23 protein-coding genes are annotated in these 21,639 nt (G+C 72.5%); 9 read left to right on the forward strand and 14 right to left on the reverse strand.

Going from position 1 to position 21,639, the window contains the following annotated elements; genetic code table 11:
* The first annotated feature begins 63 nt into the window (after window positions 1-63).
* Window positions 64-1,920, forward strand: a complete 1,857-nt coding sequence (locus ACFWB8_RS00460) for an ABC transporter transmembrane domain-containing protein (RefSeq protein WP_385220251.1) — start codon at window positions 64-66, stop codon at window positions 1,918-1,920.
* Window positions 1,917-3,698 carry an ABC transporter ATP-binding protein gene (locus ACFWB8_RS00465; protein WP_385220255.1) on the forward strand — a complete coding sequence of 594 codons (1,782 nt, stop codon included), beginning with the start codon at window positions 1,917-1,919 and terminating at the stop codon, window positions 3,696-3,698. Before ACFWB8_RS00460 ends, ACFWB8_RS00465 begins: the two co-directional genes overlap by 4 nt.
* Window positions 3,699-3,966: 268 nt before the next feature.
* Here ACFWB8_RS00465 and ACFWB8_RS00470 read toward each other — a convergent pair whose 3' ends face one another.
* The 4 genes from ACFWB8_RS00470 to ACFWB8_RS00485 all read right to left on the reverse strand — a co-directional run bounded on the left by ACFWB8_RS00470 (window position 3,967) and on the right by ACFWB8_RS00485 (window position 6,140).
* Window positions 3,967-4,323, reverse strand: coding sequence for a hypothetical protein (locus ACFWB8_RS00470; protein WP_385220257.1), 357 nt, complete (start codon window positions 4,321-4,323; stop codon window positions 3,967-3,969).
* On the reverse strand, window positions 4,320-4,517 hold the full coding sequence (locus tag ACFWB8_RS00475) for a hypothetical protein (RefSeq protein WP_385220260.1): 198 nt from the start codon (window positions 4,515-4,517) through the stop codon (window positions 4,320-4,322). Before ACFWB8_RS00475 ends, ACFWB8_RS00470 begins: the two co-directional genes overlap by 4 nt.
* 549 nt (window positions 4,518-5,066) lie before the next feature.
* Entirely contained in the window at window positions 5,067-5,243 is a 177-nt protein-coding gene (locus tag ACFWB8_RS00480) for a hypothetical protein (RefSeq protein WP_385220262.1), read from the reverse strand.
* Between the two features lie 105 nt (window positions 5,244-5,348).
* Window positions 5,349-6,140 carry a metal-dependent hydrolase gene (locus tag ACFWB8_RS00485; protein ID WP_385220265.1) on the reverse strand — a complete coding sequence of 264 codons (792 nt, stop codon included), beginning with the start codon at window positions 6,138-6,140 and terminating at the stop codon, window positions 5,349-5,351.
* A gap of 145 nt (window positions 6,141-6,285) precedes the next feature.
* Between ACFWB8_RS00485 and ACFWB8_RS00490 the strand changes: the two genes are divergently transcribed.
* The 3 genes from ACFWB8_RS00490 (at window position 6,286) to ACFWB8_RS00500 (ending at window position 10,279) form a co-directional block, all read left to right on the forward strand.
* On the forward strand, window positions 6,286-8,808 hold the full coding sequence (locus ACFWB8_RS00490) for a DEAD/DEAH box helicase (protein ID WP_385220267.1): 2,523 nt from the start codon (window positions 6,286-6,288) through the stop codon (window positions 8,806-8,808).
* An 83-nt stretch (window positions 8,809-8,891) separates the two neighbouring features.
* Entirely contained in the window at window positions 8,892-9,794 is a 903-nt protein-coding gene (locus ACFWB8_RS00495; RefSeq protein WP_385220270.1) for an acyl-CoA thioesterase, read from the forward strand.
* Between the two features lie 83 nt (window positions 9,795-9,877).
* Window positions 9,878-10,279 carry a YchJ family protein gene (locus ACFWB8_RS00500; RefSeq protein WP_385220273.1) on the forward strand — a complete coding sequence of 134 codons (402 nt, stop codon included), beginning with the start codon at window positions 9,878-9,880 and terminating at the stop codon, window positions 10,277-10,279.
* Here the strand turns inward: ACFWB8_RS00500 and ACFWB8_RS00505 are convergent.
* The gene (locus ACFWB8_RS00505) at window positions 10,243-11,106 is read right to left on the reverse strand and encodes a DUF6397 family protein (protein WP_385220276.1); all 864 of its coding nucleotides are present in this window, start codon (window positions 11,104-11,106) and stop codon (window positions 10,243-10,245) included. The two genes, ACFWB8_RS00500 and ACFWB8_RS00505, sit on opposite strands and share 37 nt — an antisense overlap.
* Before the next feature lie 123 nt (window positions 11,107-11,229).
* The gene (locus ACFWB8_RS00510; RefSeq protein WP_365916468.1) at window positions 11,230-11,628 is read right to left on the reverse strand and encodes a roadblock/LC7 domain-containing protein; all 399 of its coding nucleotides are present in this window, start codon (window positions 11,626-11,628) and stop codon (window positions 11,230-11,232) included.
* A 106-nt stretch (window positions 11,629-11,734) separates the two neighbouring features.
* On the opposite strand from ACFWB8_RS00510, the gene ACFWB8_RS00515 reads away from it, so the two are divergent.
* Window positions 11,735-12,172, forward strand: coding sequence for a PPOX class F420-dependent oxidoreductase (locus tag ACFWB8_RS00515; RefSeq protein ID WP_385220279.1), 438 nt, complete (start codon window positions 11,735-11,737; stop codon window positions 12,170-12,172).
* A 45-nt stretch (window positions 12,173-12,217) separates the two neighbouring features.
* Here the strand turns inward: ACFWB8_RS00515 and ACFWB8_RS00520 are convergent, their stop codons facing one another.
* The 5 genes from ACFWB8_RS00520 to ACFWB8_RS00540 form a co-directional block, all read right to left on the reverse strand.
* Window positions 12,218-12,889, reverse strand: coding sequence for an ATP/GTP-binding protein (locus tag ACFWB8_RS00520; protein WP_385220281.1), 672 nt, complete (start codon window positions 12,887-12,889; stop codon window positions 12,218-12,220).
* A complete protein-coding gene (locus ACFWB8_RS00525) occupies window positions 12,889-13,269 on the reverse strand; it encodes a DUF742 domain-containing protein (protein WP_385220284.1) in 381 nt (126 codons plus the stop codon). Before ACFWB8_RS00525 ends, ACFWB8_RS00520 begins: the two co-directional genes overlap by 1 nt.
* A 14-nt stretch (window positions 13,270-13,283) precedes the next feature.
* A complete protein-coding gene (locus ACFWB8_RS00530) occupies window positions 13,284-13,727 on the reverse strand; it encodes a roadblock/LC7 domain-containing protein (protein ID WP_385220286.1) in 444 nt (147 codons plus the stop codon).
* The gene (locus ACFWB8_RS00535) at window positions 13,724-16,396 is read right to left on the reverse strand and encodes a nitrate- and nitrite sensing domain-containing protein (RefSeq protein ID WP_385220289.1); all 2,673 of its coding nucleotides are present in this window, start codon (window positions 16,394-16,396) and stop codon (window positions 13,724-13,726) included. The genes ACFWB8_RS00530 and ACFWB8_RS00535 overlap by 4 nt, the downstream gene beginning before the upstream one ends.
* Before the next feature lie 86 nt (window positions 16,397-16,482).
* Complete coding sequence (locus ACFWB8_RS00540) at window positions 16,483-17,313, reverse strand: MHYT domain-containing protein (protein ID WP_385220292.1); 831 nt, start codon at window positions 17,311-17,313, stop codon at window positions 16,483-16,485.
* Window positions 17,314-17,513: 200 nt separating this feature from the next.
* On the opposite strand from ACFWB8_RS00540, the gene ACFWB8_RS00545 reads away from it, so the two are divergent.
* Entirely contained in the window at window positions 17,514-18,113 is a 600-nt protein-coding gene (locus ACFWB8_RS00545; protein WP_385220294.1) for a class I SAM-dependent methyltransferase, read from the forward strand.
* A 52-nt stretch (window positions 18,114-18,165) separates the two neighbouring features.
* Here the strand turns inward: ACFWB8_RS00545 and ACFWB8_RS00550 are convergent, their stop codons facing one another.
* A complete protein-coding gene (locus tag ACFWB8_RS00550) occupies window positions 18,166-19,080 on the reverse strand; it encodes an oxygenase MpaB family protein (RefSeq protein WP_385220297.1) in 915 nt (304 codons plus the stop codon).
* A gap of 133 nt (window positions 19,081-19,213) precedes the next feature.
* Here ACFWB8_RS00550 and ACFWB8_RS00555 point away from each other — a divergent pair, with 133 nt between their 5' ends.
* The gene (locus ACFWB8_RS00555) at window positions 19,214-20,002 is read left to right on the forward strand and encodes a hypothetical protein (protein ID WP_385220300.1); all 789 of its coding nucleotides are present in this window, start codon (window positions 19,214-19,216) and stop codon (window positions 20,000-20,002) included.
* A gap of 138 nt (window positions 20,003-20,140) precedes the next feature.
* Window positions 20,141-20,596, forward strand: a complete 456-nt coding sequence (locus ACFWB8_RS00560; protein ID WP_385220302.1) for an SAM-dependent methyltransferase — start codon at window positions 20,141-20,143, stop codon at window positions 20,594-20,596.
* A gap of 93 nt (window positions 20,597-20,689) precedes the next feature.
* On the opposite strand, the gene ACFWB8_RS00565 is transcribed toward ACFWB8_RS00560, so the two are convergent.
* Both ACFWB8_RS00565 and ACFWB8_RS00570 read right to left on the reverse strand, forming a co-directional pair.
* Window positions 20,690-21,256: an MOSC domain-containing protein gene (locus ACFWB8_RS00565; protein WP_385220305.1), complete on the reverse strand. Its 567-nt coding sequence runs from the start codon at window positions 21,254-21,256 to the stop codon at window positions 20,690-20,692.
* Window positions 21,257-21,276: 20 nt separating this feature from the next.
* Window positions 21,277-21,459 carry a hypothetical protein gene (locus ACFWB8_RS00570; RefSeq protein ID WP_385220308.1) on the reverse strand — a complete coding sequence of 61 codons (183 nt, stop codon included), beginning with the start codon at window positions 21,457-21,459 and terminating at the stop codon, window positions 21,277-21,279.
* Window positions 21,460-21,639 lie beyond the last annotated feature (180 nt).

The following is a 21,639-nucleotide window of genomic DNA, read 5'->3' on the forward strand; positions in this document are numbered from 1 at the left end:
CCGAGGGCGGTCCGGAAGGCGAACCTTGCACGGTTTGAACCACTCGACCAGTCATGGGGCGTCATGCAGATCAGCGATCTTCCGTATCCGGACCCAGGGGTACCCGACGCTCGCTCCGGCCCTCGATTCCTGCTGTGGCTGGGCCTCGGCCAACTCGGCGGACAGGCCAGAAGCCTGTGCTGGGGGCTGCTGCACTTCTCCGGCGTCGCCGGACTGCCGTACGTGGTGGGCCTGGGCATCGATGCCGTCGTCGACCGCGATTCCAGCCGGCTGCTGCTCGTCGGCGGGCTCCTGGTCCTGCTCGGGGTGGCCATCTCGATCGGCGACGCCATGCTCCACCGCACCGCCGTCACCAACTGGATCACGGCCGCCGCGCGCGTGCAGCAGCTGCTCGCGCGCAAGACCGCCGAACTGGGCTCCGCCCTGACCCGGCGGGTCGCCGCGGGCGAGGTGGTCGCGGTCTCCACCGGCGACGTGGAGAAGATCGGCTGGTTCGTCGAGGCCGTCTCCCGTTTCCTGGCCGCCGCCTTCGCCGTCGTCCTCGTCTGCGTGGGCCTGCTCTTCTACGCCCCGGCGCTCGGCGTGGTCGTGGCGATCGGCGTGCCCGTGGTCGCCCTTGCCGCGCTGCCGCTGCTGCCACGCGCCACCAAACGCGCGGACTTCCAGCGGGAGAAGGCCGGCAAGGCCACGGAGCTGGCCTCCGACACCGTCGCGGGACTTCGGGTCCTGCGCGGCATCGGTGGCGAGGAGCTGTTCCTCAGCCGCTACCGCGAGGCCTCGCAGGAGGTCCGCAAGGCCGCCGTGCGCAGTGCCCGGATGTGGGCGCTGATCTCCGCGATCCAGGTGCTCCTGCCGGGCGCGCTGCTGATCACCGTCGTCTGGTACGGCGCCGCGCTGGTCGTGGACGGGCGCATCGAGGTGGGTGAACTCGTCGCGGCGTTCAGCGCGGTGGCGACCCTGCTCTACCCGCTGCGGCACTTCGAGGAGATCGCCATGGCGTACTCCTTCTCCCGTCCCTCCGCGAAGCGGGCCGCCCGGGTGCTGTCGCTGACCCGCACGGAGGCGGACACCGCCGAACCGCAGGCCCTCGTGGTGCCGGACGCGCCCGCTCCGGGCGGCGACCTGTACGACCCGGGGACCGGGCTGCTCGCTCCGGCGGGCCTGTTCACCGCCGTGGTGTGCGGGGACCCGGACCTGGCGGGGCGGCTCGCGGAACGCCTCGGCGGCCATCCCGTCGATGACGCGGCCGACGCGGCTGGCGCGGCTGGCCCGGCCGGCGGCGGTGCCCCGGTGCTACTGGGCGGAGTCGCGCTGGACGAGCTCGCGCTGGACACCGCGCGCACGCTGGTCCTCGTGCAGGACAAGGACCCGGTGCTGCTGTCCGGGACGCTGCGCGAGCTGTTCGACGTACCGGCGTCCGGAGCGGTCGGGCCGGGGGCCGCCCTGGACGCCGCCCAGTGCGCGGACGTGCTGGACGCGCTGCTGCAGTCCGCTCCGGACGGGGTGGCGGACCCGATGGACGCGCGGATCACCGAGCGCGGCCGGTCGCTGTCCGGCGGGCAGCGCCAGCGGCTCGCGCTGGCCCGGTCCCTGGTGACCGACCCGGAGGTGCTGGTGCTCGACGAACCGACCTCGGCGGTCGACTCCCACACCGAGGCGCGGATCGCGGACGGCGTCGCGGCCCTGCGCGCCGGGCGCACGACGGTGGTACTGGCGTCCTCGCCGCTGCTGCTGGACCGTGCCGACCGGGTCGTCCTCATCCACGAGGGCGCTGCCGTGGCGACCGGAACGCACCGCGAACTGCTGGTCGGCGAACCGCGCTACCGGGCGGTGGTCACGCGCGAGACCGACGCGGAACAGCGGATGGCGCGGATGGCGCGGATGGAAGAAGCACTCACAGAAATCGAGGAGTCCGCATGATCGGCATCGCGCCGCCGGATCACGATCCGGCGGCCCCCGATACGGCCGCGACCCTGCCCGTGGGCACGTCGGCGACCGTACGGGGCTACGTGCGCGGCCTGCTGCGCCGCCACCGGCGGGCCTTCGTGGTGCTGGTGACGGTCAATACGGTCGCGGTGACCGCCTCCATGGTCGGCCCGTACCTGCTGGGCCGGGTCGTGGACGAGCTCGCGGCGGGGGCGCGCGAGCTCCATCTGGGGCGGGTGGCGCTGCTGTTCGCGCTGGCGCTCGTCGTGCAGACGCTGTTCGTCCGCCTCGTCCGGCTGCGCGGGGCGATGCTCGGCGAGGAGATGCTGGCCGACCTGCGCGAGGACTTCCTGGTGCGCTCGGTCGGCCTGCCTCCGGGTGTGCTGGAGCGCGCCGGCACCGGGGACCTGCTGTCGCGGATCACCACCGACATCGACCGGCTGGCCAATGCGATGCGCGAGGCCGTGCCGCAGCTCGCCATCGGCGTGGTGTGGGCGGGGCTGCTCTTCGGGGCGCTCGCGGTGACCGCGCCGCCGCTGGCGCTGGCCGCGCTGGTGGCCCTGCCGGTGCTGGTGATCGGCTGCCGCTGGTACTTCAGGCGGGCGCCGTCGGCGTACCGCTCCGAGGCGGCCGGCTACGCGGCGGTCGCGGCGGCGCTCACCGAGACGGTGGACGCGGGCCGCACCATCGAGGCGCACCGGCTCGGCTCGCGCCGGATCGAGCTGTCGGAGCGGCGGATCAAGGAGTGGACAGCGTGGGAGCGGTACACGCTGTTCCTGCGGACCGTGCTCTTCCCCGTCGTCAACGTCACCTATGTGACGATCCTCGGCTCCGTGCTGATGATCGGCGGCTACTGCGTGCTGCGGGGCTGGATGTCGGTCGGTCAGCTGACCACGGGTGCGCTGCTCGCGCAGATGATGGTCGATCCGATCGGCCTGATCCTGCGCTGGTACGACGAACTGCAGATCGCCCAGGTCTCGCTGGCCCGGCTGGTGGGCGTACGGGAGATCGAGCCGGACGCGGGGGACGCGAAGGTCGTGCCGGAGGGCCGGGACGTACGGGCGGACGAGGTCCGCTTCGGCTACCGGGAGGGCGTGGACGTCCTGCACCAGGTGTCGATGTCCGTGCCGCCGGGCACCCGGATGGCACTGGTCGGCCCGTCGGGCGCGGGCAAGTCCACCCTGGGGCGGCTGCTCGCGGGCATCTACGCGCCGCGGACCGGCGAGATCACCCTCGGCGGGGCTCGGCTGTCGCAGATGCCGGCCGAGCGGGTGCGCGAGCACGTGGCGCTGGTCAACCAGGAGCACCACGTCTTCGTGGGCTCGCTGCGCGACAACCTGCGCCTCGCACGGAGCGGCGCCGAGGACGGCGAACTGTGGGCGGCGCTGGGCGCGGTGGACGCCGATGGCTGGGCTCGGGCCCTCGAGTCCGGTCTGGACACCGAGGTCGGCTCCGGCAGCACGGCGCTGACCCCGGCGCAGGCGCAGCAGGTCGCGCTGGCCCGGCTGGTGCTGGCGGACCCGCACACGCTGGTGCTGGACGAGGCGACCTCACTGCTGGACCCGCGTGCGGCCCGGCACTTGGAGCGCTCGCTGGCCCGGGTGCTGGACGGCCGCACGGTCATCGCGATCGCCCACCGGCTGCACACCGCGCACGACGCGGACGTGATCGCGGTGGTCGAGAGCGGCCGGATCAGCGAACTGGGCTCGCACGAGGACCTGGTCGCGGCCGACGGCGCGTACGCGGCGCTGTGGCGGTCCTGGCACGGCTGAGCGGCTGGCTGAGCGGCCGGTCTGGGATCCGCGACTTCGTTAGCAGTGGGTTGGCGAATCCGCGATCGCGTTGACAATGGCTACGTTCAGTAGCGGTCTCCTTGCAGGGCGCGGAGTGTGACGAACGTGAGGTGGAGCCTTCCGTCGGTGGAAGGCCCCACCTCAAGCCCCCGGACAGCTGAGGGTCACGAGCGGTCGTGCGTTCTCGGGGAATTCGGGCCAGGAAGCGTGCGGGTTCTCGCCTTCTGCCCGGCAGGCGCTCGGCAGGTCAGGCCGAAAGACACACGGCTTGATGTTGGACGAAGTCGCCGGACAGCGGATACCGGGCCTCGTCGCGGATCGCGTCGCGGCGGTACTGCTCGGGGTCGCGCGGCCACGACGTGCGGGTGTCGGCGCAGAGGACGGCCCAGGCGCTCGCGGCTTCATTGTCCGAGGGAACGTCACGGGCGGACGCCGGCCGGAGGGCGCTCGGGACCTGCTCGGGCGTGCCGGACGGATCCGGCTTCTTGCCCTCGGCCGCCTTCTTCAGCCCGGCGACCCATGCGGCGGCCTTAGAGAGGCGGTTCTCGTGTTTCGCACAGTCATGCTCGTCCTTGCTGGGGAGAAGTCGCCCTTCGCCGGTCAATTCCCGGTGAGCTGCTGGTGGACGCAGTGCTGCTCGCCGCCGGGCAGCACGGTGACGGCCTTGAGGCCCGGGAAGTAGCGGAAGGCGAGCGACGGCTTGCCGGTGCCCGTCAGTCGGCCGACCATCACGCCGAAACGATTCACCTCCTCCACACTGCCCGCCGTGTAGCCCGCCGCCATCGGGACGGCGTGCACGGCGGCGCCGAGCCAGTAGGCGGCCTGTTCTGGGAACGGCCGACCGAGAGGTTCAGCGGGCCGAGCCCCTTCACCTCGGTGGTCGGGGTCCACGAAACCTCCCCGGGGCCCGGCAGCGACTCCAGCACCCGGACGCCCGGCCGGCAGCCCTTGGCCGCGGCGTCCCCGTCGGCCGCTCGCGCGGCCGGGGCCACCACCAGCGTCGCGAGCGCCGTGGCGATCACGAGGACTGCCCGGGTGCGCGGGCGGTCTCCGCTGTTCGTGTGCGTCTTGCTGTCCTAGTTCCTGTTCACGACTCCCCCTGGGTCTGTTTCGGGCCGAGCGCTCCGCCGGCCCTGCCGGTTTCCGGCGGGCCGTACCTGGTGCTGTGCGTGGTGGCCGTGGCGACCGCACCGCGACCTGGGTGCGGGGGCTGACGGCCATGAGACCGAAGCGGTGCACGGCCGCCACGCTGCGCGCGCCGACTCCGGCGGCCAAGGGTACGGCGTGCACGGCGGTGCCCAGCCAGTACGCCTGCGGCTACCGGGAGCCCGAGCGGTCCGGTCGTGTTCACCTGGCCCGTGTGCACGGGTTGTCGCCGTCCGGGCCGGTCAGTGACTTCCCTGCCCGGACGGCCGGCTCGCGGCCCGTCCGGGTACGGAGCCGCCCGGGCCGGTACGCGACGGCGAGCGGGACGAGGAGGGTCCCCGCCACGCTCGCGCCGATGGTGCTGCCTGTCTTGCCCATGGGTCCCCCCGGACGTCATGCGAGCCGACGGCTCGTCGGCTCACATGATGTCCGTACGGGACGGGGCAGGGTAGACGACCTCTGGCGGATGGTCTCCCAGAGCCTCTAGATGAAGCCGAGGGCCGCCGCGCCGCCCACGCCCGAGAGCAGCATGAACACCGGCATCAGGACCTTGAGCTCCACCCAGCTGCCGGCCCGGAAGCGCATCATCTTCGGGGGGCCGATCGGGTACCAGCGCTTGCCGGCGATGGGCAGGGGCCACAGGATCGGACAGCCGGAGACGGTCAGGGCGTCGCCGATGTCGTGGACCAGGGCCCCCAGCAGGATCGGCAGGCCGAGCCAGAGGTACTCCTGGCCGGGGCCGGTGAACAGCCAGTCGGAGCCGTTTCCGGGCTGGTCGAGCACGCCGGCCAGTATCCAGGCGCTGGTGGCGCCCAGCAGCCAGACCAGGACGTCACTGGACATCCGGGCGGCCCGCCACAGCAGGCCTTCGACGGCAAGGACCAGGTGGACGAAGAGCAGGACGAGCACACCCCAGCGGTCGGCGGTGACGGCGAGGGCGGAGGAGCCGGCGCCGATCAGGACGGCCCAGAGCCAGGTGTGGGTCAAAGTGCGGTGGCCGCCGCTGCGGCGGGCGTCGCGCGGGGCCCGGGTGGCCTTGTAGACGGAGTACGAGATCTTGTCGACCACCTCGCACAGACCCTTGGAGAGCGGGCCGAAGGCGCGCGAGATCGTCGCCGACTTGTGGTCGAGGTCGGGGGCGAGAGCCGCGCCGGCACAGATCAGTGCGCCGACGACGAGAACGGGCCAGGGCATCGGACGCCCGGCTGCCGCTGTCGCCGCGCCGACCCCCAGCCAGGCCGCCGCCCCGGACAGAGAGTGCGCGGGCCCCATCATGGTCGTTCCCCACCCCGGTCATGTGCTGGTCGGGCCCTGGTGACGGATTCGTTCGGGCCGCATCGACGGCACAGCGTACCGTCGATGATCTTCCCTCCGGCCGCCGGTTCCCTCATCCGGGGGGAAGCCAGGCAAGATGGGGGGTGTGACCCTCATTGATCAGCTCCCGCCGAACGCCGACCCCGACGCACTCTTCGAGGCTTTCTCCTCGTGGGCGGAGGACCAGGGCATCACCCTGTACCCGGCTCAGGAGGAGGCACTGATCGAGGTCGTCTCCGGGGCGAACGTGATCTTGTCCACTCCGACCGGCTCCGGCAAGAGCCTGGTCGCGGCGGGCGCGCACTTCACCGCCCTGGCCCAGGACAAGGTCACCTTCTACACCGCCCCGATCAAGGCGCTCGTGTCGGAGAAGTTCTTCGACCTGTGCAAGCTCTTCGGCACCGAGAACGTCGGCATGCTCACCGGCGACGCCTCCGTGAACGCCGACGCCCCGGTGATCTGCTGCACCGCCGAGGTGCTGGCCTCCATCGCCCTGCGCGACGGCAAGTACGCCGACATCGGCCAGGTCGTGATGGACGAGTTCCACTTCTACGCGGAACCGGACCGCGGGTGGGCCTGGCAGATTCCGCTGCTGGAACTTCCTCAGGCGCAGTTCATCCTGATGTCGGCGACCCTCGGCGACATGAAGCGGTTCGAGGAGGACCTGACCCGGCGCACCGGCCGGCCGACCACGGTGGTCCGCTCCGCGACCAGGCCCGTCCCGCTGTCGTACGAGTACGTCACCACGCCGATCACCGACACCATCACCGAGCTGCTCGAGACCCGGCAGGCGCCGGTCTACATCGTGCACTTCACGCAGGCCCAGGCGGTCGAGCGGGCGCAGTCGCTCATGAGCATCAACATGTGCACCCGCGAGGAGAAGGACAAGATCGCCGACCTGATCGGCAACTTCCGCTTCACCACCAAGTTCGGCCAGAACCTCTCCCGCTACGTCCGCCACGGCATCGGCGTGCACCACGCGGGCATGCTGCCCAAGTACCGGCGCCTGGTGGAGAAGCTGGCCCAGGCCGGTCTGCTGAAGGTCATCTGCGGCACCGACACCCTCGGCGTCGGCGTCAACGTCCCGATCCGCACGGTGCTGTTCACCGCTCTCACCAAGTACGACGGCAGCCGGGTCCGCACGCTGCGCGCCCGCGAGTTCCACCAGATCGCCGGCCGCGCCGGCCGGGCCGGCTTCGACACGGCGGGCTATGTGGTGGCCCAGGCGCCCGAGCACGTCATCGAGAACGAGAAGGCCCTCGCGAAGGCAGGCGACGACCCGAAGAAGCGCCGCAAGGTGGTCCGCAAGAAGGCTCCCGAGGGCTTTGTGGCCTGGTCGGACACCACCTTCGAGAAGCTCATCGCCGCCGACCCGGAGGCGCTGACCTCGCGCTTCAAGGTCACCAACATCATGCTCCTGTCGGTCATCGCCCGGCCGGGCGATGCCTTCAAGGCGATGCGCCACCTCCTCGAGGACAACCACGAGCCGCGCAAGGCCCAGCTGCGGCACATCCGCCGGGCCATCGCGATCTACCGCTCGCTGCTGGACGGCGGGGTCGTCGAGAAGCTCGACACCCCCGACGCCGAGGGCCGCACCATCCGGCTCACCGTCGACCTCCAGCAGGACTTCGCGCTCAACCAGCCGCTGTCCACCTTCGCACTGGCCTCCTTCGACCTGCTGGACCCGGAGTCCCCCTCCTACGCGCTGGACATGGTCTCGGTCGTCGAGTCCACGCTGGACGACCCGCGCCAGATCCTGGCCGCCCAGCAGAACAAGGAACGCGGCATGGCCGTGGGCGCGATGAAGGCCGACGGGATCGAGTACGAGGAGCGCATGGAGCGGCTCCAGGACGTCACCTATCCCAAGCCCCTCGAAGAGCTGCTCCTCCACGCCTACGACGTGTACGCCAAGAGCCACCCGTGGGTGCGCGACCACCCGGTCTCGCCGAAGTCGATCATCCGTGACATGTACGAACGCGCGATGACCTTCACCGAGTTCACCTCCTATTACGAGCTCGCCCGCACCGAGGGCATCGTGCTGCGCTATCTGGCGGGCGCGTTCAAGGCGCTGGACCACACCATCCCCGACGACCTCAAGTCCGAGGACCTCCAGGACCTCATCGCCTGGCTTGGCGAGCTGGTCCGCCAGGTCGACTCCAGCCTGCTCGACGAGTGGGAGCAGCTGGCGAACCCGGAGGTGGAGACGGCGGAGCAGGCGCAGGAGAAGGCCGACCAGGTCAAGCCGGTCACCGCGAACGCCCGCGCCTTCCGCGTCCTCGTCCGCAACGCCATGTTCCGGCGGGTGGAGCTGGCCGCGCTGGACCACGTGAACGTGCTGGGCGAACTCGACGCCGGGTCCGGCTGGGACGCCGACGCCTGGGGCGAGGCCATGGACGGGTACTGGGACGAGTACGACGACCTGGGCACCGGCCCCGACGCCCGCGGCCCCAAGCTCCTGCAGATCGAGGAGGACCCGGCGCACGGCCTGTGGCGCGTCCGCCAGACCTTCGCCGACCCCAACGGCGACCATGGCTGGGGCATCAGCGCCGAGGTCGACCTCGCGGCCTCCGACGAGGAGGGCCGGGCGATCGTCCGGGTCACCTCGGTCGGCGAACTCGGCCAGCTCTGACCGCCCCCCAGACGCCGACGACCGGCGCCAACGTAACCGCCTGACCCGCCGGAACCGCCGGACCCGACACTGGAGAACCTCTGATGACGAACCCCGCCGAGAGACTCGTCGATCTGCTCGACCTGGAGCAGATCGAGGTCAACATCTTCCGGGGCGCGAGCCCCCAGGAGTCGCTCCAGCGCGTGTTCGGCGGGCAGGTCGCCGGCCAGGCCCTGGTCGCCGCGGGCCGAACCACCGAGAGCGACCGGCCGGTCCACTCCCTGCACGCGTACTTCCTGCGCCCCGGGATCCCCGGGGTACCGATCGTGTACCAGGTGGAGCGGGTGCGCGACGGGCGTTCCTTCACCACGCGCCGCGTCACCGCGGTCCAGCAGGGCAAGACCATCTTCAATCTGACCGCCTCCTTCCATCACCCGGAGGAGGGCAGCATCGAGCACCAGCTGCCTCCTCGCCTCGACTTCCCGCACCCGGACGCGCTCCCGAAGGTCGCGGACGAGATCCGCGAACACCTGGGCGCGCTGCCGGAGGCCCTGGAGCGGATGGCCCGCCGCCAGCCCTTCGACATCCGGTACGTGGACCGGCTCCGCTGGACTCCCGAAGAGCTCAAGGACGCCGATCCCCGCAGCGCGGTGTGGATGCGCGCGGTCGGCCCGCTGGGCGACGACCCGCTCGTGCACACCTGCGCCCTCACCTACGCCAGTGACATGACCCTCCTCGATGCGGTGCGCATCCCCGAGGAACCGCTGTGGGGCATGCGCGGCTTCGACATGGCCTCGCTCGACCACGCCATGTGGTTCCACCGGCCGTTCAGGGCGGACGAGTGGTTCCTGTACGACCAGGAGTCCCCGATCGCGCACGGTGGCCGGGGCCTGGCCCGTGGTCGCATCTACGACCTGGAGGGCAGGCTGCTGGTCTCCGTGGTCCAGGAAGGCCTCTTCCGCCCGTATCCGCCCGAGTCGGCCAAGCCGGCCGTGTCACCGCAGTAGTTCTCGCCGCCCTACGCGCCTCCTCTCACCTTCCTCATCTCCCGCACCCCTTGCACCCTCCGCACCCGAAGAGCTGAGCCCCCATGCCCGTACCGGCCCTCCCCTGCCCCTGCGGGCTGCCCGCCGCCTACCCGGAGTGCTGCGGCCGCTTCCACTCCGGTGAGCGGCAGGCACCCACCGCCGAGCTGTTGATGCGCTCCCGGTTCAGCGCCTTCGCGGTCGGCGACACCGCCTACCTGCTGCGCTCCTGGCACCCGTCCACCCGCCCGGCCGGGCTCGACCTGGATCCGGGGCAGCGCTGGGAGCGGCTGGAGATCCTGGCCACCGAGCGCGGTGGGATGTTCGAGACGCAAGGGGCGGTGGAGTTCCGGGCGCACTACCGCGAGGGCCGGCACACCGGTTCCCTGCACGAGCACAGCAGCTTCTCCCGCGAGGGTGGGGCCTGGCTCTACGTCGGCCCCCTCTCCCCCGTCGACTTCGACTGACCGCGGGCCCCGGTCAGGGCGAAGTCCAGGCTGGTGCGGTACCAGTGGATCTCGTCAGGCGGCTCCGCCAGCAACAGCCGTGCCGCCACGGCCGCGGCCGCCGGGATCTGCGGGTGCCCGTACGGCGGGGGCGGGGCGAGCGCGGCGAGTACGATCCGCTCCGCCGGGTCGGGGACGGCCTGACGCACCTCCTCCTCCGGGAGCACGGAGGCCAGTACGCCCGCCCGCTCCCAGGGGTCGGCGGTCCGTCTCAGCAGCAGCCCCACATGCCGCTCGCGCCACTTCCGGGGACGCAGGTCCGCCTTGGCAGCCATCAGCTCCCGGTCCGTCGGCGGTGCGCTCCCGCGCAGCATCCCCGGCTCCCGGGCCGCGAAGTCCCTTAGCTCCGCGGTCAGGTAGAGCCACACCACGGCCCGGTAGCGGTTGATCCGGTACCCGACCGGGGTGACGTGGCCGCAGCGCGCGAGCCTGGTGAACCGGCTCGGGCCGACCCCCGTCACGGCGGCCGAGGCCTGCGCCCCGGCCACGGTCTCCACTCGCTCGCGCAAGGCGTCGGGGCAGCCTCCGGCCGAGCGGACCCGCTCGAGCTCACGGCGCCTGAAGCGCGCGGCCCCGGCGGCGGTCGGCGGCGCGGCGCGCACGATTCCCAGCTGGACGGCGCGCGCGAACTCGCTCCGGCTCAGCCCCAGCTCCCCCGCGGCCTGTACGCCGCCCACCAGTACGTCCGCACTTGTGCCCTCGTCAGCAACAGCATCGGCGGCCATGTCCTTGTCCATGCGCGCATCCACGGCGACGTCGTCGCGCACCACGGTGTCCATCGGTGTCATCACGGTCGGTCCTCCCCACGAGCGGCGATTACTCTGCGTGAAGACCGTAACTCAGCGCGACGAAACCCGGCGAGGCCTGTGGATAACTCCGGAAAACCCAGGTCAATGGCCCCGCCCAGCCCCTCAGCCGCCAGTGATCCGCCGCTCCGCGACCCCCAGGTGCTCCCCGACCCGGTTCACCAGCAGCGTCATCTCGTACGCGACCTGCCCGATGTCGGCCTCGGCGGCGCTCAGCACACACAGGCAACTGCCCGCGCCCGCCGCCATGACGAAGAGGACCCCCTCGTCGTACTCGACCATGGTCTGGCGTACCTCACCGGCCCGGAAGTGCCGTCCCGACCCCTTCGCCAGGCTCTGCAGCCCGGCGGCGACAGCCGCCAGGTGCTCCGCGTCCTCCCGCGCCAACCCGGCGCTCGCGCCCGTCACCAGGCCGTCGTTGGAGAGCACCACCGCGTGCCGCACCTGCTGAACACGCCGTGTCAGGTCGTCCAGCAGCCAGTCGAGCTGCTTGTCCAGTGCCATTTCCAGCCCCTCCCCGTTGACGCGGCCGACATGGCCGCGCCCCACCCCGCGTAGTCGTGGCGCAAGCCTTCCCCACCAGGGGCTTTCCGGCAAGGAGGATGGAGCCATGGCGAACAAGATGACTCAAGAGGAATGGCGGGCTTTCGTCTCCCATTCCACCCGTACCGGCAAACTGGCCACTGTCCGCGAGGACGGAAGCCCGCACATCGCTCCGATCTGGTTCGTACTCGACGGCGATTCCTTCCTGTTCACCACCGGCAAGGACACCGTCAAGGGGCGCAATCTGGCCCGGGACGCACGTGTCGCGCTCTGCGTGGACGACGACCGGCCGCCCTTTTCCCACGTCGTCCTCCAAGGCCGCGCCGACATCACCGAATACGCCGGGAACGCGGACGAGACGCTGCACCGGGCGACGCGGATCGCCGCCCGCTACATGGGCGAGGAGCGCGCGGGGGCCTTCGGCCGCCGCAACGCCGTCCCGGGCGAACTCCTCGTCCGCGTCCGCATCGACAAGGTGATCTCCGAATCCGGGATCGCCGACTGACCCCCGGCCCACCGCCGCCGCGGGTCGCTTCACACGTTCACACGTTCACACGGAATCGGCCTGCGGCTCCACGGAGTCCAGCAACCGCGCGGTGTGCACCCGCCCTGCATACTCGACCAGCCTGATCAGCACTTCCTTTCCCGAGTCCTTGTCCCTCGCGTCACACAGCACCACCGGTGTCCCCTGGTCCAGGTCCAGGGCCCGCGACACCTCGTGCGCCCCGTACCGCCGGGCGTTCGTGAAGCAGTTGACGGCGACCACGAACGGGATGCGCCGGTGTTCGAAGTAGTCCACCGCCGGGAAGCAGTCCTCCAGGCGCCGCGTGTCGGCGAGCACCACCGCGCCCAGCGCGCCCTGCGACAACTCGTCCCAGAGGAACCAGAACCGGTCCTGCCCCGGCGTACCGAAGAGGTACAGCGACAGCCCGGAGCGGATCGTGATCCGGCCGAAGTCCATGGCCACGGTCGTGGTGGTCTTCTGGTCGACCCCGCCCGTGTCGTCGACCAGTTCCCCCGCCTCGCTGAGCACTTCCTCCGTCCGCAGCGGCCGGATCTCGCTGACCGCGCCGACCAGTGTCGTCTTGCCGACCCCGAAGCCGCCCGCCACGAGTATCTTCAGCGCGAGCGCGGCCAGTTCACCGTCGCCCTCCGCGTCCGGGGCCGGATCGGGGTCCGGAGCCGGGGTCCACCCCGCGGAGCCGTTGTCGTGCAGTCCCATCACAGCGCTCGCAATCCCTCGATGACTTCACGCAGAATCCGCTCGTCCGGCAGCTGCGCCGGCGGCACCGGCCGGCTGACCTTGACGTGCCCGGCCTCCAGCAGGTCCCCGAGCAGTACCCGCACCACGCCCACGGGCAGGTCCGCGTCGGCGGCGAGTTCCGCCACCGACTGGGTCTCGTCGCGGCAGAGCCCGAGCAGTGCCCGGTGTTCCGGCCCGAGCAGCGACTCGGCCGCCGCGTCCACACCGCCCGGATCCATGACGACCAGCGCGATCAGGTCGAAGCGGACCCCGTGGGGCCCCGGCCGCGTACGCCCGCCGGTCATCGCGTACGGACGGACGAGCGGGCCCGCGTCGGCGTCGTACCACTGGCCGTTCATATGCCGGGCCGCCCTCAGCCGACGGTCGGCGGGCGCGCGGCGAACCGGGGCGGGGTGTACAGGTGCTCGCCGACCCGCTTCACCAGCCGGGCCATCTCGTACGCGATCAGCCCGATGTCGGCGCTGGCGGCACTGAGCACGGCCAGGCAGGAGCCGTCGCCGGCGGCCGCGACGAAGAGGAACCCCTCGTCCATCTCCACCATGGTCTGGCGCACGCCCCCGGCGTGGAAGTGCCGGCCCGCCCCCTTGGCCAGGCTGTGGAAGCCGGACGCCACCGCCGCCAGGTGCTCGGCGTCCTCCCTGCTGAGCGCGCTGGAGGCACCGACCGCCAGGCCGTCGTTGGACAGGACGACGGCGTGCCGGACCTCGCGGACCCGGAGCACCATGTCGTCGAGCAGCCAGTCCAGTTCGCCGGACCTGCGGACGCCGTCGAGGTCGATTCTCTGGTGTTCGATCATCGCTGTTCTCCTTCGGCTTCGGCTTCGCCATCGCCATCGCTGCGTGCGTTCGGGGAGTTCTCCTGGGCGCCGCGCACCCAGCCGGCCCGGTACGCCGCCATCCGGTCCCTCGCCTGTTCGGGGCTGCGGCCCGGCGGGTCCTGCGCGGGCGGCGTGCCATCCGGGCCCTTCGGGGCGGGGGCCTCGCGCAACTGCGGGACGAGGCTGGCCTGGCGCACCCGGCGCGGGAGTTCGGTCACCGAAGCCGAAGCCGAAGCCGAAGCCGGAGCCGGAGCCGGGCCCGAGGTCGAGCGCGATGCCGACACCGATGCCGGCGCCGCCGCCGCCGCCGCGGCGACGGTCGGGCCGGGCGCGCTCGCCACGGCAGGCGTACGGGTCACCGTGCCCCCGGGGCCGCGCGGCCGGAGCGGCGCCACCGGGGCCGGGCGCGGCTCTTCCCGTACGGGGGCCGGGCCCGGGAACGGGATCCCGCGCGCTTCCTCCCGTACGAGGGTCATGGCCGGCGGCTGCTCCGGCTCGACGGCCTCCACCGCCGCAGCCGCAGCCTCCACAGCCTCCGCGCCGCCACCGGTGCCGGGCGTGAGCGCGCCCTGGAGCAGGGAGTGCGGCAGGAGCACCACGGCGGTGGTGCCGCCGTACGGTGACGTGCGCAGGTGCACCTTCACACCGTGGCGGGCCGAGAGGCGGCTGACCACGAACAGTCCCAGGCGGTCGCTGTCGAAGAGGTCGAGCGCCTCGGACTGCTCGATGCGCCGGTTGGCCTCGCTCAGGGACTCGCGGCCCATGCCGAGACCGCGGTCCTCGACCTCCAGGACGTAGCCGGCTCCGACGGGCTCGCCGCTGACCCGGACCTTGGTGTGGGGCGGGGAGAACTGGGTGGCGTTCTCGATGAGTTCGGCGAGCAGGTGGGTGAGGTCGGCGACCGCGCCGCCGATCACGGCGGCTTCGGCGAGCTGGCGGACCTCGACGCGCGGGTAGTCCTCGATCTCCGAGACTGCGGCCCGTACGACGTTGGTCAGCGGGATCGGCATGCGCCAGGCGCGCCCCGGGGCCGCACCCGACAGGATGATCAGACTTTCGGCGTGCCGCCGCATCCGGGTGGTGAGGTGGTCGAGGCGGAAGAGGTCCCCGAGCTCGCTCGGGTCGTCGGCCCGCCGCTCCATGGAGTCGAGCAGCGTGAGCTGCTTGTGCACCAGCACCTGACTGCGCCGGGCGAGGTTCACGAAGACACCGCTGACCCCGCCGGCGAGTTCCGCACGTTCGACGGCGGCACTGAGGGCGGCTCGGTGGACGGTGGCCAGGGCCTCGCCGACCTGGGTGATCTCGTCCTCGGCCGCCGGACCGGGCGGGGTCTCGGCAGCCACGTCGATGTCCCGGCCGGCCCGCAGCCGGTCCATGGCCTGCGGGAGTTTGCGGTGCGCGATCTCCAGGGCGGTGTTGCGCAGCGAGACCAGCTCCACGACCAGGGCCCGGCCGATGCGCACCGAGATGACGAGCGAGGCGGCGACGGCCGCCAGCCCGAGCAGCACGGCGGCTCCGGCGGGGCCGAGCGCGCCCGCGGCGAACGGCTCGGCGCGGTCGGCGGCCGCGGTGTGCGCGGCTTCCTCGATCTCCCGCATCGCGGCGGCGACCCCGCTGTACGCGCTCTCCCACCCGGCGGGCGTGCCATGGGCGTCCCGGCCGGTCCCGGCGGCCAGGGCCCGGTCCTCGGCCGCGGCGAGGTCGGCGTAGGCGGCGCCCTTGGCGACGGCCTGCCAGGCGGCCTGCTGCGCGGCGGGCAGGTCACGGGCCGCGGCGTCGGTCAGCGCGCGGCGGGTCTCGATCGCCCCGGTCAGGCGGCGAAGCGTTTCGGCGCTGCGCTGACCCGGCAGTGCGAGCAGCGCGTCCTCCCGTGCAAGCTCCTCCCCGGCGCGCCCGAACTCCAGCAGGACCCGGGCGTCCGGGCCGAGTTCCGCGTCCTGGCCACCGCCGGAGAGGGCACTGGCGACGGCGAGCGCGGAGTCGAGCACGCGGGTGTACGTGTCGTAGGCGGCGTCGGCGGTGACCCGTCGGTCCGCGATCTCCGTGCGGGCGGATCCGAGCTCCTCGGCGGCCGCGACGAAGCCGCGCAGCCGGGCGACGAGACCGCCGCCGTGGTCGCCGGTGTCGGCCACGGTGTTCCGGTCTCCGAGCCGCAGCCGCCGGACGGCGGAGTCGGTGCGGCGCGCCTGCTGCTCCAGGGCGGCGGCCCGGTCGGTGGCGGCGCCGGGGGCAGCGGCGGCGGCCGGGTCGGCCAGCAGCCGGACGGCGGCGCGCCGTTCGGCTTGCAGCTCGGCGACGGCTGCGGCGACGGGCGTGCGGATCTGCTCGTCGACCTGCTGGACGCGGCTGAGCCGGGCGATGTCCTGGGCGGTGCTGACGGTGGCGAAGGCCCAGAGGGCCAGCAGCGAGACCACCGGCACCATCAGCAGCGACACGATCTTCGCGCGGACGGTGCCGGGACGCAGCCGCAGCCGGGGACCGCTCTCGGCGGGTCCGGCCGGTCCGCCCGGGCGGGTGGGCTCGCTCTGCGCCGACTCCTCGGCGGGCGGACCGGCATGGGCCCGTCGGCCGGTTCCCCTACCGGGACCGCCCGCGTGCGCGGGCAGCCGCGGCGCCGCTGCTTCCGGTGTTCTGCGGGGTGTGCGCATGGACTCCTCGTTCCGGGGCGGTACGGGCGTGGTGCGGGTGCGGGTGCGGTGCAGGTGCGGGTGCGGACATGACCGGAAGCGAGGCCTCAGCGGGCCGGCGCCGACCGCTCCCCCGGGTGCCGCGCGGCGGAAGCGGATGCGGAGGCCGAAGCGGAAGCGGAAGCCGACGCGGAGGCAGACGCCGACGCGGCCCGCTCGTCTGCCGTCGGGGACAGCGCCACGAAGGCGGAGGTGATGAAGAGGTAGGAGCCGAGGCCGACGGCCAGGGGGAAGATGAACTGCATGGCGGTGGCGCCGGGCAGGGCCTGGTCCGAGGGGGTGACGTGCACGGCGACGGCGAGCATTCCGGTGTAGTGCATGCTGGTGACGGCCGCGCCCATGACGAGTGAGGCGACGGCGACGGCCACCGGGGACTTGATGTTGAGGGCGGCCCACAGGGCCGCGGTGGCGGCGAGGACTGCGATGGCCACCGAGAGCCCGACGGTCAGCGGGGCGTAGGAGATGTCGCCGTGCAGGCGCAGGGCCGCCATGCCGAGGTAGTGCATGCTGGCGACGCCGAGGCCGGTGGTGAGGCCGCCGAGGACGAGGGCGCGGCCGCGGTCCCTGCCGTAGCCGACGGCGAAGACGCCGGCGCCGACGACGATCATGGCGACGAGGAGGCTGAGGATGGTCAGCGGCACGTTGTAGTGGATCTCGGTGCCGGTGACGTGGAAGCCGATCATCGCGACGAAGTGCATCGTCCAGATGCCGGTGCCGATGGCGGAGGCCGCGGTGACGAGCCAGTTGCGGCGGGAGGGTCCGGTCGCGGCGAGCGCGCGGACGGTGCAGCGCAGCCCGAGGGCAGCGCCGATCGATGCCATCACGTATGACAGCACGGGGGTAAGCCAGCCATAGGCGGCGTGGTCCAGGTGTCCCATGGCCACCGGACGCTAGTCCGGGTGAGGGGGCGAACAAGGGGCGCATTTCGAAAGCCGCTGGAACTGCTGGAATATGACACAGCTACGTTCACCTTCGATCACGCCGCGTGCCACCTTGCACACGGTGCGCACAGCCCGGCTCCGTACACCGCACGGTTCGCAGCCGTCGGCCGCAGAGCGCGGTGGGGGATCATGGGCGGATGAGCGAAGACCACACGCATGTTCAGGAGTTCTTCGGCGCGCGCGCGGGCGACTGGGACCGCAAGTTCCCGGGGGACGGACCCGCCTTCGCGACCGCCGTGGCCGGCTTCGGGCTGCGGCCGGGGGACCGGGTGCTCGACGCGGGCTGCGGTACCGGCCGGGCGCTGACCGCGCTGCGGGCGGCGGTCGGCCCGTCGGGAACCGTGCTCGGCGCCGACCTCACCCCGCAGATGCTGGCCGCCGCACAGCGGGCCGGCCGGGCCGCGCAGGGGACGCTGCTGCTCGCGGACGTGGCCCGGCTGCCGCTGCACGACGCGGCCTTGGACGCGGTGTTCGCGGCGGGGCTCATCGCCCACCTGCCCGACCCGGCGGCGAACCTGCGCGAGCTCGCCCGGGTCGTGCGCCCCGGCGGCAGGCTCGCGCTGTTCCACCCGATCGGGCGAGCGGCCCTCGCGGCACGACACGGCCGCGAGCTGACCCCGGACGACATGCGGGCCGAGCACAACCTCGGCCCGCTGCTGGCCGGTTCGGGCTGGCAGATGACCTCGTACGCCGACGAGGACGCCCGGTTCCTGGCGGTGGCGGTCCGGCGGCCCTGAAGGATTCTTGTACGTCGGCCCCTTGCCCGGGGGTCCGCGGAGGCGATCCGGATCAGGCCGGAGGTTGGGCATCCGCTTCGGCCGAGCGGCGCGGATGCGGCACGGGGCACCCGCCCGAGCCGGGTACCGGGAACGTGCCGAGCTCGCCCACGTCGTAGCCACCGGGGTAGCCCTTGATCTCCGGGTTCTGGCGGGCGTAGTGCGGGGCCCTGCGCGGGGGCAGCAGGCGGACGGCGCGCCCCCGCAGCCGCAGTGCGCCCCGGACCAGCCGCTGGACGCCGGCGCCCGGGGCCTCGTACCGGAAGGCACGCAGCAGCGGCTCGTCGAGGAGGGCGAGGCTGCCGCGGCGCACGGCGGGGGCCAGCGGCGCCGGGTACCAGGAGGCCATCAGGTCGAGGGTGGAGTCGGCGACCTTGCGGCCGCCTTCGTCCCAGCCGAAGTGGGCCTCCTCGTAGGCGTTCAGGGCCGCCTCGAACTCCTCGTAGGAGTCCGGGATGTCCGTGATGCCCAGGTGGCGGCCGAGCGTGGCGTAGTAGTTCGCGCACGCCCGGCGCTCGTGGCCGGTCAGCAGGCGCCAGCCGTAGGCGTCCAGCCAGCGCGCCGGAATGACCACGAAAGTGGCCAGCACGTAGCGCATGTCGTCGTTGCCGATGTCGTAACTGCGGTGCATCTGGTTGACGCGGCGGATCGCGGTGCGCGCGGTGTCGGACTCGAAGCCGTGCTCCACGACGGCGTCGAGCAGCAGCGCGGTGTCGTCGTAGCGCTTCTGCGAGCGGTCGGTGAACTCGGCGGTCTCGGCGAGCAGGCTGCCGATGCTCGGGACGGCGTAGGTCCGGAAGAGGGCGAGTTCCAGGGCGCGGGTGAAGTCCCAGGGGAACTCGTAGGTGGCGGTGAGCCGGTAGATGGCGAGGAAGTCCTTGTCGGGGTCGAGACGGAGGATCTCCCTCAGCCGGTCGTAACGCTGCACCGGGGTTCCCTTTCTGTGGCGGGTCCCCAACTCTACGTGCAGGTAGCGGGCTTGGAAATCGCTGCCCGATAGCTCTCGACGCGCGGGTTACCGGCTGGTTAGGGTGCGCCGACGAGGAAGACCGGGAGGCCACGTGTCCGATGAGGAGGACGGCGGTTCGCTGTACGTGCTGACGGCCGTGCTGCTGACCCCCGCGCAGTTCCCGAGCATCCTGGGGGACGACTTCCCGGAGGCCTGCTCGCTGCTGGGCGTGCGTCCGGCGCCGGATGGGTACGGCCTGGTGCTCGGGCAGGACGAGGACGGCGCGCGCTGGACGGTCGTCGTGGACGACGTCTCGCTCGTGGCCATGGCGATCGCCTCGTGGGACTGCGGCATGGAGTACGACCTGTCCCCCGACGAGCGGAGCATCGTCGTCTCGCTGGCGGGCTGGCCGCTGGAGCTCGCGGTGGCGACGCCCGGGATCCCGGAGCCGCACGATCCGCAGCAGGGCGCGGACGGCACCGGCCGGGTGCCGTTGGCTCCGCCCTCGGCCGAGGCGTGGGGGCCGGTGCAGCGGCGGATGGGGGCGGACCAGATCGCCCGGGAGTGGGCGGACTGGAGCGGGCGCGTGCCCACGGACGGCGGGGAGGCGGCCGCCGCGCATCCCGGGCTCGCGCGGGCGCTCAAGGAGGCGGTGGACTACACGCAGAGCCCGCCGCCGCCGGGCCGGGTGCGGTCCTCCTTCGCGGGCGAGGAGGCGCGGACCCTGCGGGTGGACGGGCCGGGCTGGTCACTGGTGGCCCGCACCACGGGTGCCGCCTTCGTCCTGCTGGACGAGGAGCCGGGCGAGGTGCTGCAGGTCCCCCACGACGGGGCCGCGGAACTGCCGGAGCTGACCGGGCTGCTGGCGGAGCTGGACCGGATCGCGGTGCGGCCGGCCTGAGCCCGCGGCCGGCCGGGCCACCGAGCATTCCGGGCACGGGGGCACGCCGGACAAGCACGGAACGGGACCGGACCGGCTGGCATGCCGGACACGCGGCGCACCGCACGTGAAAGGCACGAGGAAGACTAGGGGAAAGCTGTGCTGGTGGAACCGGTGGGTGTGGTGGTGGGCGGCCGCGCAGAGACGGTGGACGACGACTGGGGCCGGGAGAGCGCGGTGATCCGCCTGGACGGCGGTCGGTTCGGCCCGGAGGCCCTGTACGGGCTGGCCGACTTCTCGCACGTCGAGGTGGTGTACCACTTCGACCGGGTGCCGGTGGAAAAGATCGAGACGGGCGCCCGGCACCCCCGCGGCAATCCGGACTGGCCGCTGGTCGGCATCTTCGCCCAGCGCGGCAAGAACCGGCCGAACCGGCTGGGTGTTTCGCGCTGCAGGATCCTGAAGGTGGACGGCCTGGAGGTCCACGTGGAGGGACTGGACGCGGTGGACGGCACGCCGGTGCTCGACCTCAAGCCGTACATGACCGAATTCGGCCCGCGCGGCGCACTCAGCCAGCCGCAGTGGGCCACGGCGCTGATGCGGGACTACTACTGAGATCCCGCCGCCGCTCCCTCCGCACCCCGGTGGCCGATGCCGGTCGCCGGGGAGCGGTGGGGGTCGGTGGGGGTCGGTGGGGGTGGCTCGAAGTCAGACGCAGTCGAGGGGGGTGTGCGGCTCGGGCGGCAGGGTCACCGTGATGGTGTCGCCGGGGCGGATGGTGCCGCCCTGGTGGACCACGCCCATGATCCCGCCCTTGCGGATCACCTGGCCCTCGGCGTCGCGGCTCACCAGCCGCTTGAGCAGTCCGTGCTGGAAGTTGTCGATCTGCAGGCACGGATTGCGCAGGCCGGTCACCTCCACCACCGCCTCGTCGCCGAGGTGCAGCAGCGCCCCCGTCGGCAGGCCGAGCAGGTCGATGCCCGCCGTGGTCACGTTCTCCCCGAGCTGGCCCGGCTCGACCTTGAAGCCGGCTTCGCCCACCTCGTCGAAGAGCTCCTGGTGAATCAGGTGAACCTGGCGGAGATTCGGCCGCGTCGGGTCCTGGGCCACGCGAGAGCGGTGCTTGACGGTGACTCCCGCGTGCACGTCCCCCTCCACGCCGAGCCCGGCGTGGAGCGTGATGTGCTCGCGCGTGGGCTTCGTGAACGAGTACACGCCATTGCTACTGACGGCAGTGACCTGCGCCGTCCGCGCGGTGTCGGTAGCGCTGTTCATGAATGTCCCCCCTGCCGCAGTCAGCGGCCGATGCGCTTCCTGGACATACCCCGCACCTTACGGCGCTGCGAGGAGTCCAGCAGCAGGTAGGCAGCCGCCGGCACACCGATCAGCACCAACAGGCCGGCCCAGAACCCAACCGCCCAGAACAGCACGATGGCTGCCACAACTCCGGCAACCGCGACCTTTCCGCTCGTGGACATCTGCGGACACCTCCTCCTACGTCGACCACTACTCCACACAACGCACGGTTTCGGCCGCGCGTTCCCGGTCGCGCGAACACTCCGTGAAGTGACCCGGGTCACGGCCCGCCTCCCCCGACCGGGAGCCGGGCGCGAGGTAACCTCGTCCGCTCCGCCTCCAGCAGTCCAGTGTGAGGAACG

Origin of the sequence: Streptomyces sp. NPDC060031 (assembly GCF_042736805.1) — a bacterium.
In the GTDB taxonomy this organism is placed as follows: domain Bacteria; phylum Actinomycetota; class Actinomycetes; order Streptomycetales; family Streptomycetaceae; genus Streptomyces.

Bases quoted from the DNA above. Each gene is read 5' to 3' on its own strand.
- ACFWB8_RS00520 (WP_385220281.1), bottom strand. From the start codon at position 12,889: ATGGGACTGCACGACAACGGCTCCGCGGGGTGGACCCCGGCTCCGGAC.
- ACFWB8_RS00465 (WP_385220255.1), top strand. From the start codon at position 1,917: ATGATCGGCATCGCGCCGCCGGATCACGATCCGGCGGCCCCCGATACG.
- ACFWB8_RS00540 (WP_385220292.1), bottom strand. From the start codon at position 17,313: ATGGGACACCTGGACCACGCCGCCTATGGCTGGCTTACCCCCGTGCTG.
- ACFWB8_RS00535 (WP_385220289.1), bottom strand. From the start codon at position 16,396: ATGCGCACACCCCGCAGAACACCGGAAGCAGCGGCGCCGCGGCTGCCC.
- ACFWB8_RS00500 (WP_385220273.1), top strand. From the start codon at position 9,878: ATGCCCGTACCGGCCCTCCCCTGCCCCTGCGGGCTGCCCGCCGCCTAC.
- ACFWB8_RS00460 (WP_385220251.1), top strand. From the start codon at position 64: ATGCAGATCAGCGATCTTCCGTATCCGGACCCAGGGGTACCCGACGCT.
- ACFWB8_RS00505 (WP_385220276.1), bottom strand. From the start codon at position 11,106: ATGACACCGATGGACACCGTGGTGCGCGACGACGTCGCCGTGGATGCG.
- ACFWB8_RS00565 (WP_385220305.1), bottom strand. From the start codon at position 21,256: ATGAACAGCGCTACCGACACCGCGCGGACGGCGCAGGTCACTGCCGTC.
- ACFWB8_RS00545 (WP_385220294.1), top strand. From the start codon at position 17,514: ATGAGCGAAGACCACACGCATGTTCAGGAGTTCTTCGGCGCGCGCGCG.
- ACFWB8_RS00480 (WP_385220262.1), bottom strand. From the start codon at position 5,243: ATGGGCAAGACAGGCAGCACCATCGGCGCGAGCGTGGCGGGGACCCTC.
- ACFWB8_RS00510 (WP_365916468.1), bottom strand. From the start codon at position 11,628: ATGGCACTGGACAAGCAGCTCGACTGGCTGCTGGACGACCTGACACGG.
- ACFWB8_RS00530 (WP_385220286.1), bottom strand. From the start codon at position 13,727: ATGATCGAACACCAGAGAATCGACCTCGACGGCGTCCGCAGGTCCGGC.
- ACFWB8_RS00570 (WP_385220308.1), bottom strand. From the start codon at position 21,459: ATGTCCACGAGCGGAAAGGTCGCGGTTGCCGGAGTTGTGGCAGCCATC.
- ACFWB8_RS00525 (WP_385220284.1), bottom strand. From the start codon at position 13,269: ATGAACGGCCAGTGGTACGACGCCGACGCGGGCCCGCTCGTCCGTCCG.
- ACFWB8_RS00515 (WP_385220279.1), top strand. From the start codon at position 11,735: ATGGCGAACAAGATGACTCAAGAGGAATGGCGGGCTTTCGTCTCCCAT.
- ACFWB8_RS00485 (WP_385220265.1), bottom strand. From the start codon at position 6,140: ATGATGGGGCCCGCGCACTCTCTGTCCGGGGCGGCGGCCTGGCTGGGG.
- ACFWB8_RS00495 (WP_385220270.1), top strand. From the start codon at position 8,892: ATGACGAACCCCGCCGAGAGACTCGTCGATCTGCTCGACCTGGAGCAG.